The 13941-nt window shown below is 36.0% G+C and carries 16 protein-coding genes; 6 read left to right on the forward strand and 10 right to left on the reverse strand.

The window, feature by feature from the left end; genetic code table 11:
• Positions 1-8: 8 nt before the first annotated feature.
• The 10 genes from lptA to CQA43_RS02435 form a co-directional block, all read right to left on the reverse strand.
• Positions 9-479, reverse strand: coding sequence for a lipopolysaccharide transport periplasmic protein LptA (lptA, locus tag CQA43_RS02390; RefSeq protein ID WP_115551025.1), 471 nt, complete (start codon positions 477-479; stop codon positions 9-11).
• Positions 476-1057: a hypothetical protein gene (locus CQA43_RS02395; RefSeq protein ID WP_115551026.1), complete on the reverse strand. Its 582-nt coding sequence runs from the start codon at positions 1055-1057 to the stop codon at positions 476-478. The genes lptA and CQA43_RS02395 overlap by 4 nt, the downstream gene beginning before the upstream one ends.
• Positions 1041-1535, reverse strand: a complete 495-nt coding sequence (locus tag CQA43_RS02400) for a KdsC family phosphatase (RefSeq protein WP_115551027.1) — start codon at positions 1533-1535, stop codon at positions 1041-1043. Before CQA43_RS02400 ends, CQA43_RS02395 begins: the two co-directional genes overlap by 17 nt.
• Positions 1532-2104 carry an imidazoleglycerol-phosphate dehydratase HisB gene (gene hisB, locus CQA43_RS02405; protein WP_115551028.1) on the reverse strand — a complete coding sequence of 191 codons (573 nt, stop codon included), beginning with the start codon at positions 2102-2104 and terminating at the stop codon, positions 1532-1534. The genes CQA43_RS02400 and hisB overlap by 4 nt, the downstream gene beginning before the upstream one ends.
• Before the next feature lie 49 nt (positions 2105-2153).
• A complete protein-coding gene (locus tag CQA43_RS02410; protein ID WP_115551238.1) occupies positions 2154-2852 on the reverse strand; it encodes a septal ring lytic transglycosylase RlpA family protein in 699 nt (232 codons plus the stop codon).
• 128 nt (positions 2853-2980) lie between these two features.
• Entirely contained in the window at positions 2981-4060 is a 1080-nt protein-coding gene (locus CQA43_RS02415; protein WP_115551029.1) for a lytic transglycosylase domain-containing protein, read from the reverse strand.
• Between the two features lie 102 nt (positions 4061-4162).
• Entirely contained in the window at positions 4163-4645 is a 483-nt protein-coding gene (locus tag CQA43_RS02420) for a hypothetical protein (protein ID WP_115551030.1), read from the reverse strand.
• Positions 4645-5355 carry a lysophospholipid acyltransferase family protein gene (locus CQA43_RS02425; protein WP_115551031.1) on the reverse strand — a complete coding sequence of 237 codons (711 nt, stop codon included), beginning with the start codon at positions 5353-5355 and terminating at the stop codon, positions 4645-4647. The genes CQA43_RS02420 and CQA43_RS02425 overlap by 1 nt, the downstream gene beginning before the upstream one ends.
• Positions 5356-5382: 27 nt before the next feature.
• Complete coding sequence (gene miaB / locus CQA43_RS02430; protein WP_115551239.1) at positions 5383-6702, reverse strand: tRNA (N6-isopentenyl adenosine(37)-C2)-methylthiotransferase MiaB; 1320 nt, start codon at positions 6700-6702, stop codon at positions 5383-5385.
• A gap of 9 nt (positions 6703-6711) precedes the next feature.
• Positions 6712-6954, reverse strand: coding sequence for an HP0268 family nuclease (locus CQA43_RS02435; protein WP_115551032.1), 243 nt, complete (start codon positions 6952-6954; stop codon positions 6712-6714).
• 211 nt (positions 6955-7165) lie between these two features.
• Here CQA43_RS02435 and nusA point away from each other — a divergent pair, with 211 nt between their 5' ends.
• The 6 genes from nusA (at position 7166) to CQA43_RS02465 (ending at position 13926) form a co-directional block, all read left to right on the forward strand.
• On the forward strand, positions 7166-8293 hold the full coding sequence (gene nusA, locus CQA43_RS02440; protein WP_115551033.1) for a transcription termination factor NusA: 1128 nt from the start codon (positions 7166-7168) through the stop codon (positions 8291-8293).
• A 121-nt stretch (positions 8294-8414) separates the two neighbouring features.
• Positions 8415-9872 (forward strand): peptidylprolyl isomerase, encoded by a 1458-nt coding sequence (locus CQA43_RS02445; RefSeq protein ID WP_115551034.1) that lies wholly within the window; start codon positions 8415-8417, stop codon positions 9870-9872.
• A gap of 44 nt (positions 9873-9916) precedes the next feature.
• Positions 9917-11323 (forward strand): cell division protein FtsA, encoded by a 1407-nt coding sequence (gene ftsA, locus CQA43_RS02450; protein ID WP_115551035.1) that lies wholly within the window; start codon positions 9917-9919, stop codon positions 11321-11323.
• 23 nt (positions 11324-11346) lie between these two features.
• Positions 11347-12522, forward strand: coding sequence for a cell division protein FtsZ (gene ftsZ / locus CQA43_RS02455; RefSeq protein WP_115551036.1), 1176 nt, complete (start codon positions 11347-11349; stop codon positions 12520-12522).
• A 73-nt stretch (positions 12523-12595) separates the two neighbouring features.
• The gene (locus CQA43_RS02460; protein ID WP_115551037.1) at positions 12596-13363 is read left to right on the forward strand and encodes a TSUP family transporter; all 768 of its coding nucleotides are present in this window, start codon (positions 12596-12598) and stop codon (positions 13361-13363) included.
• A gap of 20 nt (positions 13364-13383) precedes the next feature.
• A complete protein-coding gene (locus tag CQA43_RS02465) occupies positions 13384-13926 on the forward strand; it encodes a DNA-deoxyinosine glycosylase (RefSeq protein ID WP_115551038.1) in 543 nt (180 codons plus the stop codon).
• Positions 13927-13941: the final 15 nt, after the last annotated feature.

Raw genomic sequence — 13941 nt, forward strand, 5'->3', positions numbered from 1 at the left:
AAAACGACTCATTTTGGCTCTTTTTCAAGTTTAAAAATCAAACGCGCAGGCTTTTCTTCATTGCCCAAAACATTAATAAAACCCTCTTTGTAACGAATAATGATTTTATCGCCTCTTACGACATTATTTTTGGCTATCTCTTTTACCACTGCATTGCCCAAAATCTGATATTCTTGATTGGAAGGCAAATAAAGTGCTTCGTTTGCCCTTCCCTCAATCCTACGTCCATCTTGTAAAGTAAGCCAAAAGCGCACATTTCCAATGGCTTGCATTCTGTTTGGGCGATTATTAGAATCAAGATAAATAAAAGCCTCATCTGCTTTCAAATTATCCTTGGCACGTTTGACTTCTACATTGCCTTTTAGTTGGGTTAATTTGCGTTGCTCATCTCCAATGAGTTCCTTTGCGCTTACTTCAATCTCCTCTGCCCAAACAAAAGGAATCAACAAAATAAACAAAACCTTAGACAGGTGTTTCATTGTTTTACCTTTAAGATTCCATAAATATTTTTTGCGTAGATTTTATTTTCTCTATACGTGATGTTCTGCCCGCGAATCTTATAGTTTTCGTCCAAAACAATAAATTCCCCCTCTCCTTTTAGCTCTTTTATATCAGGATTATATTGTGCTATTTGACTCCAAAACTTTGTTTTATTGCGTTGATAATTCACACCTTGAGGAAAAAAAATCTCTTGATTATCATAAAGTGCAAAGCTAGATTGTAAATTTTCTTGCCCTAGCACCTTTTCTTTGCGTTGAGATTCTTGACTTGGAAAAGTAAAATTCGTTACACTAAAATGCTCCAACTCATTCATTCCTTTCACATTCTCACGCGCTTTCTTTCCAAGCGCAACCACGCTCACTCCTTGTGCGCCTATCCGATAATATTCAAAATTAAAAACCTCAAATCTTGCAACTTTTTCTCTCCCCTTTAAATCTTGCGTTTTCTTACCATTTAAAACCGCAACCATTACAAGGCTCAACACGCAAAGAGAAAGAAAAAATATCGGGATTAAGCGACCACTTTTGAGTTGATTAATTTTAAGCAAAGATTTCATAAAGTTTAACTTGTAATTTTTCTTTTTTTATTAAATCATCAATCATCTCACGCACAGCACCCTTACCACCCTTATGTTTAAGCACTTTATGAACATTTCGTTTCACTTCTTTTACCGCATCAGAGGGTGCAAAGGAATATTTGACAAGCTTTAGCATACTCAAATCATTCAAATCATCTCCAATGATTGCAACTTCTTTAAGCGAGAGATTTGCTTCTTTTAAAATCTCCTCTAAAGCTTTTGCCTTGTCGCTTACACCCTGTTTGAGATAGGTGATTCTAAGTTCTCGTGCTCGGTTTTCAACCAACTTGGATTTGCGTCCTGTGATAATTGCAACTTCTCCTCCAAGTTTAATCCACATCGCAATTCCTAAGCCGTCTTTTACATTAAACGCTTTCATTTCTACACCCTCATTGCTATAAATCAGACTCCCATCACTCAAAGTTCCATCTACATCTAACACAATCAACTTAATCATAGAATCCCCTTTGTGCTTGGGATTCCAAGTGCCTCATTCCTAGCACTTGCTCTACGCAAAGCAACAGCAAAAGCCTTAAAGGAAGCTTCTATCAAATGGTGTTGATTTTTGCCACGTTTTTGAACAATATGCGCAGAGATTCCAGCATTTATAACCACAGCACGAAAAAACTCTTCTACTAGCTCACAATCAAAATCGCCAACTTTGCCTCTAGTTTCCAAATCAAAAAACAAAAAAGGACGGTTACTAAGGTCCAAGTCGCACTCCACACATGCCTCGTCCATTACGATAGAAGCATTCCCAAAACGTTCCACTTTTTGAATTGGAAAAAGCGAATCTTTCAACAAGGCACCAAGCACAATTCCACAATCCTCCACACTATGATGAAAATCTACCTCCACATCGCCCACACACTGCAATTTAAGATTCCAATTTGCATGCTTACAAAGCGATTCTAACATATGATTAAAGAATCCAATTTTTGTTGAAATCTCCACCTTACCCTCACCATAAACTTCTAAAGTTGCAGTGATTTTCGTTTCTTTGGTATTGCGTGTAAGAGTTTTCATAATCTACCTTTCTTTAAAATAACTTAAACTTTGGATTCTTTACATCAAACTACTCTGTAGTAATAAATGCTCCTGCTATTTTTTGTGAAGCGATAAAATCCCTTGCCTCTGCCTCACTCTTAAATCCACTCAATAAAACACGATAAATAGGAGAGCCTTGCGCAACATATTCCCGAATCACGGCTTGATAGCCGTGCGCATTTGCATGGGTGCTTTGGTATTTCACAGCACCACTTTTGTTTTTAAAAGCACCAATTTGCACAAGGAAATGCGAAAGTTGCATTCTCTCTTGCGTATGCGCGACTTTGTATTCGCTTCTTGCCAAAGTTTCTTGATTGAGGGGCATAGAATCTGAAATCGTGCCATTAAAGCCAATAACTTCTAAGTGCACGCGTGCCGTACCTTTACCCACCATCTCAATATCTCTTGCCGCACTATTAGACAAATCAATAATCCTCCCCGTTACAAAAGGACCTCTATCATTAATGCGCACAATCGTAGATTTACCATTTTCTTTGCTTGTTACACGCACAATCGTATTCATAGGCAAAGTTTTATGTGCCGCTGTATGCGCATACATACTATAAGTTTCTCCATTAGAAGTTTTTTTGCCGTGAAATTTTGGACCATACCAACTCGCAATTCCTTCATAAGTTTCTCCCAATGCTACTTGTGTTGGATAATACCATTTTCCATTGACTCTATAAGGTTTCATTGTGGCTTTATGTGCTTGTTGGCTTGTATTCATCACTCCATAATCTGGCGTAGATTGTGTCGTAGAAGAGGGATTATAATAAACATCACTCTTACCAAAAAAGCAACCATTCAGGCTAAAAGCTGCCCAAATAACACCTAACAAAATCCCATAAAAACCTTTCACGCTTTATCCTTTTCAAGAGGAATAATAATCTCTTGATTGATAGAAAGGGAATTTGCATTTTGAATCGCGTTGTATTGCGTAATGCGTTTGCTTGGCACACCATAACGTTTGGCGATAGAATGAATCGTCTCTCCCTTGCCTACGCGATGTACCAAATAAGATTTAACTTGTAATTTTTCTTTAGTTTGCACTTCAGATTTATAGCGCGCCAAAAACTGATAAGGCACATACACAGAGTAAGATTTCGCATAAGTTGGAGCGATATTGCGTTTGAATTGTGGATTATAATATTTCAACTCTTTCAAACTCAATCCCACTTGTGCGGCAATTTTGCTTAATGGAGTAGCTGGTGGCACCTCAATTGAAGTAAGCAAAGAATTTGCTCCACGATTTAAGAAATAATCGTAATTATTCGTTTTTAAGGTATCCACATTGCGAAACATCAAAGAAACAGAAAGAATCTTGCGAATATACATACGACTTTCTAATGGAATATATTTGATTTCAGGGTCTAAAAGCACACTCAATGAATCACTACCCGCTTCGCTGATTGCGCGCCTTAAGCGTCCATCACCGCAATTATAGGCAATTGCAGCAAGATACCATTTACCAAAGCTTTCTTTTAATTGCTTTAAATAAGTAATTGCAGCTTTTGTGGATTTGATTGGGTCTTTGCGCTCGTCAATTTGAGCATTAATCTCCAATCCTAAAGATTTAGCGGTTTTGGGCATAAACTGCCACATTCCTATTGCGCGTTTGCTAGACTTAGCAGTCAAAGAGAATCCAGATTCAATCATCGCAAGATACAGGAATTCTTGCGGGATTCCTTCCTTTAAAAACATTTCTTTAAGTGTAGGAATAAACTCATAGCCACTTTTGAATTTTTGTAGCAAATAATCTTGTCTCGCATCACTTAAAAAAGAATTTTTCACATCAACAAAATATTCATTGTTTAAAAATTCTGGTTCTACATCAAAGGTTTTTAAAACCTCCTCGCTGTGCGTATCATAACCCATTATGTCAAATTGAGCAAATCCCAAAGTTGCAATCAATAAAAGGAAATAAAAAAATTTCATCGGATACCTTAAAAAATATTTAATTTAAGTAAAGATTAGATTCTATCTAAAATTTATAAAGTTTTCAATAAAAATTTATAAAAATACAACGATATTATTTCCCTATTTTGCTTGATTTTGTATCTTTTGTAAAGATTGTTGCGCTTCTTTTAGGCGATTTTGTAACTGCAAAAACCAATCTTTGTATTGTTTAAGCTGCATTTCCTCACTCTCATTTGGATTGTTTAAGATTAAAACAGCACGATAATCTTTCTCAAATTCCTCTACAATCCAACGCAACTGCAAAAACTCTTGAGGGCTTACATTACTTTGCTTTAGAATCTCTAATGCTTGTTCATAATTATGCTTTGTTTTTTGCAAAAATTTCTGAAGATTCAAACGTTGCTTTGATTGGCTAAAAATACTTAGAGCAGAACGATTATATGGGTCTATGTCTAAGGCTTGTGTGGCGAGTTGATAGGAGGATTCAAAGTTTCCCTTATTGAATTCTCTCTTTGCTTCGCGGCTCAAATTATAAGAAGTAGAAAAATAAAAATATCCCGCAATTAAAAACAATAATCCAACGCCTGATACTATCCATCTCATTATTGAATATTCCTTAGCACTTGATTTAGCTCATCTTCTTCCATTTTAGATTGGATAAGATTCTTTGCTTCTGCTAGCTCCAAAGATTCCACTCCCAATGGCTCTTTCACTACACAAATAACTTTACTAAAAGGCTTTGGCACTTGGAATCTATCCCAGCTATTAAACCTCCAAGCGTTTTGGTAAAGAATCCTTGAAATCACAATGGGAGCTTTAGATTTTTGTGATAAAAGCACGATTCCATCTGCGACACTATGGTAAGGACCACGCGGACCATCAGGCGTGATAGCAATATATTCTTGATTTTCAATTTTCTTTACCGCCCCCAAAAGCGCACGTATTCCTCCTTTGGAACTTGAACCGCGTAGAGAACCGATGTTAAAATATTGCATCGTTTGAGCAATCAAATCCCCATCAAAATGCTGGCTAATCAACACAGAAACTTTTTGCTGACGATTCAAAAACTTATTACTCACCAAAGGTTGCAACAAAAGCTCGCCGTGCCAAAATGCAATGATAAATGTTTCATTATGTGCAATTTTCTCCAAAGTTTTTGGAGAAATCTGAAATTCAAAACGAACTAAATAGGATAGAATCTTGATAATGAAAGCTAAGATGGGCGGTAGCAATTTAATAGAAATCTTACGATTCTTGCTCTTTAAGTTCTGTTTAAAATTCTTAAGATGTTTTTGATAACTTAAAATACCCATTGAAATTCTTGCGATAATCTTTAAATTTTAGATTAACTCTCCCAAAAGTTGCGCACCTTTAATTTGACTGATTTTTACCTTGCAAATCTCTCCTACCAAATTGCGTCCCGCCTTAACACGCACAAGTTTGTTGGTATCGCTTCGCCCCTCAAGCAATAAATTTTCCTCATCAAAACTTTCAAACAAAATAGAATGAATTTTTCCTATTTGCTTAAAATTATCTTCTGTTAAGATTTCTTTATGACGCTCTTTTAGAAGCATTAAACGCTCTTTTGCAACTTCCTCATCAACCAATTTCACACTCTTGTCCTCTTCTAACCATTTTTGAGCTTGCGTATGGGGACGAGATGAATAAATAAAACTATAAAGAGTATCAAAACGCACTTTCTCTAGCATATCCAAGGTGTCCAAAAAGTCTTCTTCACTTTCTGTCGGGAATCCTACAATAATATCTGTCCCGACACTTAGGCAAGGAATGAGTGAGCGCATTTTTTCAATACGATTCAAAAACCATTCCTTAGTATATCCACGCCTCATTTTTTGCAGAATCGCATTAGAACCACTCTGTAAGGGCATATGAATGGACTTGCAGATTTTGGGATTCCGCGCAAATTCAGAAATAAAATCATCGTCCATATGTAAAGGGTGCGGCGAAGTGAAACGAATGCGTTCCAACCCATTAATTTGAGAAATCTCATTTAAAAGTTGCGTGAAATTAATCGCACGATGTTCATTTGAAAAACGTTTCCCATAGTTATTGACATTTTGCCCAAGAAGCAGAATCTCTTTTACGCCATCGCCTACCATACGTTTTGCTTCATCTAAAATCAGCGCAGCAGGGATTGAAATCTCATTTCCTCTTGTGTGCGGGACAATGCAATAAGTGCATTTTTTATCACAACCAATAGAAATATTAATCATACCCTTTAAGGTGGAATTGGGATTTTGACTAAAAACATAAGCACTATCGTCGTAATCAATATCTACCCAAGCAACGCGTTTTTGGTGAATAATCTGCGAGATTTTAGAAACATTGCGCGCACCAAGCACAAAATCAACCGACTTGGAGCGTTTAAGAATCACATCTCCCAAATGGCTTGCTGTGCAACCACAAACGCCAATTTTTGCGTCTTGTTTTTTGAGTTTAGCATATTGTCCAATCTCTGAAAACAACTTTTTTTCTGGTTTTTCACGCACAGAACAAGTATTAATTAAAATTAAATCTGCTTCTTTTGGATTCTGCGTTAAAAAATAATGCTCCTTTTCTTGTAATTCCGCGATAATATGCGCACTATCGCGTTCATTCATTGCACAACCAAGAGTTTGGATATAAAGTTTTTTACCCAAAGGAATCACTTATAGAATATGCATTTCATACATATAATCACCCTCATCTAACCCATAACGTACTTCACGAAAATAGGCTCGCTTGCCTTTTTTTTCGAAATATTCCAACAAAGATTGCATTTCTTTATGGGAATTTTCTTTATCACAATAGAAAATATCAGATTTTTTTTCCTCTAACATTTCCTCTAATTTTTTAATTGTAACTTTTGTTGGCTTTTCATTAATATGTTCGCGTGCTAATTTAATATCCATATTTTCACCCTTATTTTTGTAGAAAAATATTTGATTATATATATTTTTTACTTAAAAACTAATTTCAACAATGATTTATTTTTATGTTGCTTCCAAAACTTAATCAAGAATCTTTATAAATATAAAGCCCTTATAAAGAAAATTTAAACTAAAATAAGCCAAATTATTTTTTGAATTAACAAAACAAATTTTAAGAATTTAAGGACAAAATTTGGAAAAAATACTAGATATTATTGAAGGAATCGCCTATGAAAAAGGGCTTCCAATAGAAAGTGTTTCAGAGGCAGTTAAAGAAGCAGTCATTAAAGTTGCTAAAGAAACTTTAGATTCCAATATTTACTATGAAGCAGAAATTGATAAAAAAAATAAAACACTTCATCTTTACCAAGTAATTAGCGTATGCGAAAACGATAGCTCCGATGTAGAAGATAAAAATAATTTTATCTCGTTAAGTGAAGCCAAAAAACACGACAATGAAATTAAAGTGGGAGATGAATTGCGCTATGAATTAAGTCTAGAAGATATGAGCAGAAGTGCTGTAAATTCCCTCTTTAGAGAACTTGAATACAAAATCCAACGTTTAATTGAAGCGCAACTTTTTGATAAATATAAATCACAAATTGGAAAAATCGTTAGCGGGAATGTCGTGCGGATTGATGATTTGGGAAATACTTATGTAGAAATTGATGAAATCCGCGCCATTTTACCTAAGAAAAATCGTATCAAAGGTGAAGAATTTAACGTAGGACAAGTGATTGGCGCTGTGCTAAAGCACGTTGGGATTGACCGCCAAAATGGAATCACTATTGAATTAAGTCGCACAACACCCAAAATGCTAGAAGAGCTTTTGAGATTAGAAGTACCAGAAATCAAGGACGGGGAAGTAGAAATTGTCAATTGTGCAAGGATTCCGGGAGAACGCGCGAAAGTCGCCTTAAAAACCATTTCTGCAAAAATTGACCCTGTGGGTGCAACAGTTGGTATTAAGGGTGTGCGTATCAATGCTGTCTCAAAAGAACTTAAAAACGAAAGCATTGATTGTATAGAGTATTCTGCGCAACCAGAAATTTACATTGCGCGTGCGCTTTCTCCTGCTCTCGTCATTAGCGTAGCACTAGACGAAAATAAAGCTATCGTCAATATCACAAGCGAACAAAAACCCAAAGCCATTGGAAAAAGTGGAATCAATATCCGCCTAGCCTCTATGCTCACGGGATTTGAAATTGAACTAAAAGAGATTGATAACCTCAATCAAAGCACAAAACAAACGACTGAAACTAATTCGCAAGAAGCACCTAAAAATAATCTTGATATTCTTTCTTCACTTTTTAAAGAATAATTTTAAGAATAAAGATTTGTCTTTTACCGCTTTTTAAATGTTTTTAGAATAGAATCTCAAGCTTTAATTGGATTGTTTTTAAAAAACAAAATATATAGATTTTAGAGAATTTGGAGTTTTTATGATTGGCTGGATGCAAAAACACAAAAAATATTTAATCATTACCATATGGATTAGCACTATTGCTTTTGTTGGTGCGGGATTTGTAGGCTGGGGAAGTTATAGTTTTTCAAGCACGAGCAATGCAGTTGCGGTAGTTGGGGATAGAAAAATTAGCATTGAAAAACTACAACGCGAATATGCAAAACTCTATAATCTCTATAATCAGCTTTTTAATGGAGACTTAGACAATGAGCAGGCTAAAAAAATAGGGATTGAGGAACAAGCTTTAAACAATCTTATTTCACGGGCTCTAAGGCTTAACTATGCTTATGATTTAGGATTGCGTATCAGCAAAGAAGAAGTGATTGATGCCCTAATCGCAATGGATACTTTCCAAAATAATGGTCAATTTGATAATGAAATTTACAAACGTCTTTTAGCAGACAATCAACTGCGTCCAAAAGATTTTGAAGAAGAATTGGGCGAAAGTTTGTTACTTGAAAAACTAAATGCTATTTTGGAGATTCCATTAACTCCACTTGAAACAGAAATGATGGGTGCTATCTATTTTACAGAAGACCATGTCAAAATTCATATTCTCAAACAATCTGACATCACTTTCACTCCCGCTCAAGAAGCTATTAAAAAATATTGGGAAGAAAATCAAGATATTTATCAAACGGAACGTGGCTACGAAATTGCAAGCATTTTAATCTCTCCTGATAGCATAGGAGCAAATGAAGAAAATCTCAAAAAATATTATGAGGATTTTAAAAACCAATTCTTAAATGCCAATGGGCAGCTTTTGACTTTCCAAGAAGCAAAAGAACAAGTTTTGGAAAAATACAAAGACGCACAGGCAGAAAAGGAATCCCTAAAAGAATATATTGCTTTACGCAAAGGAGAAAACTCTAAAGCAGAAATAAGCACCCTCTATGAAGGTGATGAAACTTATGGGGTAGAATTTTTAGACTTACTTAGTCAAGCCAAAGAACAAAGCACCATTAAACCTATCAAAACAAAAAAAGGCTACCTCACCGCAAAGGTGATAAAAATTATTCCAAGCAAGCCAAAAACCTATGAAGCAGCCAAATTAGACGCCACAGAAGATTTTATTAATTTTGAAAAAGCAAAATTATTAGAAGAAAAAGCAAAATCTCAATTAGCAAACTTTCAAGGTGTGGATGTGGGCTATTTAAGTCGTGAAAGTCGTGCGGTTTTAAAGGGCTTAAACGAACAAGAAAGTCAAGATTTTATCTCCCAACTTTTTACGAAAACTAAAGCAAAAGATTACATTTTCTTGCAAGATAAGATAATTTTATATGAAATCCTTGACCAAAGACTAAAAAATTCTGATATAATGGCAAAAAATTTAGATTTTTTAACACAAAATGGTATGCAAGTCAAATCTCGTCTCGTTGATGTCGCCTTTATGGAACATTTATTGAAAATTTATAAAATTGTTAAAAAAATCTAAATGTTTAAAACATATAGAAACGAATTGTAGCAAAGGACAAGGATTTGGAGCAAATACTTTTAGGTATTGATATAGGTTCAACAAAAATCTGTGCAATCATTGCAAACTGCAAAGATGGAGTTCCTCATATCATTGGCACAGGGTTTCATAAATCACAAGGACTTAAAAAAGGCTCAATCACTAATATAGAACAAGCGAGTCGCGCCATTAAAGATGCCGTAAATGACGCAAAACGTGTGGCAGGCACAAATATTAATAAAGCTGTTATTTCTATCTCTAGTGCTTACACCAAAAGCACTGATAGTTCCGGAGTGCTTAATTGTCTAAATAATGAAATTGGAATCAAAGAAATCAATCGCGTGATTCAGAGTGCGCTTTATAATGCCTCTATTCCAAACGAATACGAAGTGGTGCATATTTTGCCCTATAATTTTAAATTAGACGACCAAGATTTCATTGATGACCCTATGGGAATGAGTGGCGGTCGCCTAGAAGTTTCTGTGCGCATTATTACTGCACAAAAATTAAGCTTAGGGAATCTCAAAAAAGCCATTAAAACTGCGGGAATTGAGATTGAAAACATTGTGCTTGCCTCTTATGCTTCGTCTATTGCTGTTTTAACTGAAGATGAGAAAAATCTAGGAGTCGCTTGTATAGATATGGGTGGGAGCACTTGTGAGTTAATGATTCATGTTGGAAACTCCTTGCGTTATAATGACTTTTTAGGTGTAGGTTCTAATCATATCACGAATGACTTGGCAATGGCATTGCACACGCCGCAATCTATTGCAGAACAAGTAAAGATTCAATATGGTGGCTTTCCAAGAACTTCAGAAGATACAGAGAATCTAATTGAGATTCCAAGTATAGGTGGTAGCGACAATGACAAACATCAAGTTTCACTTGCGGTGGTGCACAATGTCGTCTATGCACGTGTAGAAGAAACACTAATGATTCTAGCCAAATCATTAGAGCATAGCAACCTAAAAGACCAGCTAGGAAGTGGAATCGTACTTACAGGTGGTATGGTGCAACTAGATGGAATCCGTGATTTAGCAGCTGCACTCTTTAATGCACCTGTGCGTCTTGCGAATCCCATAGAAATTGATGGTTTATTCACAGACTTAAAGGGACCAGAATGCTCCACAGCAATCGGGCTGATTCTTTATGCTTCAGGCAAATATACCAACTATGAAATTGATTCGGAAAAACGCATTCGCTATCTTAATGAAAAGCTAGGAGAAGAGACAGAGCAATTATCAAAAAACATTCATCTTATCAATCCTTTGCAAGAGAAACAATCTAGTATTGCAAATCCAGTCAATAGCGTCCCAAAAAGCGCGGCAGATATTAAACAAGATTTAAGTAATATCACAGAAATTAAGAAAATCCAACCCAAAAATAACAATTTCATAAGACAGATGTGGGAAAAACTTACCCAAATGTTTTGATTTAATTTAGGAGGAATAAAACAATGATAGAAGTTCAAGAAGTTAGCCCAAAATTCGGTGCAAACATTAAAGTAATCGGTGTCGGTGGTGGTGGCAGCAATATGATTGGGCATCTAATCAATACAGGGACTTACGAAGGAATTGAATTAGCAGTCGCAAACACAGACGCGCAAGCTATTAATAGCTCTAATGCACCAATTAGAATCCAACTTGGAGCAAAACTCACAAAAGGTTTAGGGGCGGGAATGAAGCCTCAAGTGGGCAAAGACGCAGCATTAGAGAGCTATGAAGAACTAAAACAATTCTTAGAAAATACTGATATTGTCTTTATTTCTGCTGGGCTTGGTGGAGGAACAGGAACAGGTGCAGCACCTGTGATTGCTAAAGCAGCAAAAGAAGTAGGAGCACTCACAGTTTCCATTGTTACTAAACCTTTCCGCTGGGAAGGAAGACAACGCGCCAAACTAGCCGAAGAAGGATATCGTGAATTAAAAGCAGAAAGTGATTCTATTGTTGTAATCCCTAATGAAAAACTCCTCTCTATTGTAGATAAAAATCTTGGATTAAAAGATAGCTTTAGAATCGTTGATGATGTTCTTGTGCGAGCCGTAAATGGAATGAGTGGGGTAATTTTATCCCATAGTGCGGGTGATATTAATGTGGATTTTGCCGATGTTAAAACCGTAATGCACCACAAAGGTATGGCACTTATGGGAATTGGTGAATCTAGCGGTGCAGATGCTGCAAAAGAGGCAATTAAAATGGCAATTGAATCTCCTTTGTTTGATAATATGTCTATTAATGGTGCAAAAGGTGTTTTGGTGCATTTCTACTTCAATCCTGATTATCCATTGGCTGAAATTTCTAATGCAATGGAAATCGTAGAGGGCAATACAGACCCAGAAGCAGAGGTCATCTTTGGAACAACAACAGATTCGAGTTTAGAGCGCGATAAAGTTAGAATCACAATCGTTGCCACAGGATTTGAACGTGATGTAGCACAATCTACTTCCAATCCTCAAGAAGTAAGTCAAAACGAAGAAAGCTCCACATTAAAACTTGTAAATCCTAAAGATATGAGTCAAAAAATCAACCAACAAGATAGCATTACACTTGCAAGAAAAAAAGTCAGTGGCGGAGAATTTGCTAATGATGATTTTTTAGATATTCCTGCATTCTTACGCCGACAAATGGATTAATTTTTCTTCAAATGACTGACAGCAATTAACTATTGTTGGTCATTTATTGCCCAACAATAGTTAAGGATTACAAATGCAAGAGATATTATCTGAATTTGATTTTTTGATGTTATTTTTTTTGTTTGTTGCAGCTTTTGTGGCGGGATTTGTGGATTCTATTGCGGGAGGTGGCGGAATGATTACAATCCCTGTTCTCCTGATTAGTGGAATCCCACCCATTGAAGCCCTAGCGACCAACAAATTTCAATCCACTTTTGGCAGCTTTTCCGCAGCTTATCACTTCTACAAGAAAGGTTATTTAAATCTCAAACGCGCACTTCCTTTTGCATTGCTTGTCTTTGCATTTTCAGCACTTGGCACAATAAGTGTGCAGTTTATCCAGACAGATTCACTCTCCAAGATTTTACCTTTTTTAATCCTTATCTTTGGCATTTATTTCTTATTTTCACCCAAGATTACCGAAGAACAAAGAGCAACAACTATTCATCAAGGATTCTTAATTTTAGCCTTTACCTGCATTGGCTTTTATGATGGCTTTTTTGGACCTGGCACAGGCTCTTTTCTGATGCTTGCGCTTATTCTATTGGGTGGATTTGGGCTAACACAAAGTCTAGCCCAAGCAAAATTTTACAATTTTTCTACCAATGTTGCTTCTTTGGTTTTTTTTGCGCTCGGTGGAAAGATACTTTTCATCATCGGAATCGTAATGGCATTAGGACAATTTATCGGCGCAAATCTAGGCTCACGTGCTGCAATTACCTATGGAATCCGCATTATCAAGCCTTTGATTGTTATTGTTTCTTTTGTAATGGCAGCAAAATTACTCTATGAACAATTTTAGTTTGTATTTAGAAGCAACCAATGTCTAATCTAGCCAAAACTTTGGAATCCATACACCACCCTTTTAAGCCAATCAAAGATTCTAACTCCAAAATTTTAATTTTAGGTTCTTTTCCCTCTGTGGCTTCAAGGGAGCAAGATTTTTATTATTCTCACCCACGCAATCGTTTTTGGGAAGTGCTTGGGAGATTATTTGAATATAAAGACTTAAGAACAAAAAATCACGAAGAAAAAATCACTTTTTTATTGACACAAAAAATTGCACTCTATGATGTTTGTGCAGAATGCACAATTACAAAATCTAGTGATGGAAGCATTAAGAATCCTAAACCCATTCTTTTGGAATCCCTCTTGCAAAACACACAAATACAACACATTTTTCTTAATGGCAAAAAAGCAGCACAAATCTACCAAAAAGCCTTTAAGGATTCTAAAGTAACCTCTTTGCCTCATACTACTTTGCCCTCCACAAGTCCCGCCAATGCAAAATGGAATCTTGAGAGACTCTGCCAAGAATGGCGCGCTATTTTGATAGCTTTACGAAATAAAAACGAAATCTATTAAAGTTTTATGCCCCTT

It is taken from the genome of Helicobacter ganmani, assembly GCF_003364315.1.
Taxonomy (GTDB): Bacteria; Campylobacterota; Campylobacteria; order Campylobacterales; family Helicobacteraceae; genus Helicobacter_D; species Helicobacter_D ganmani.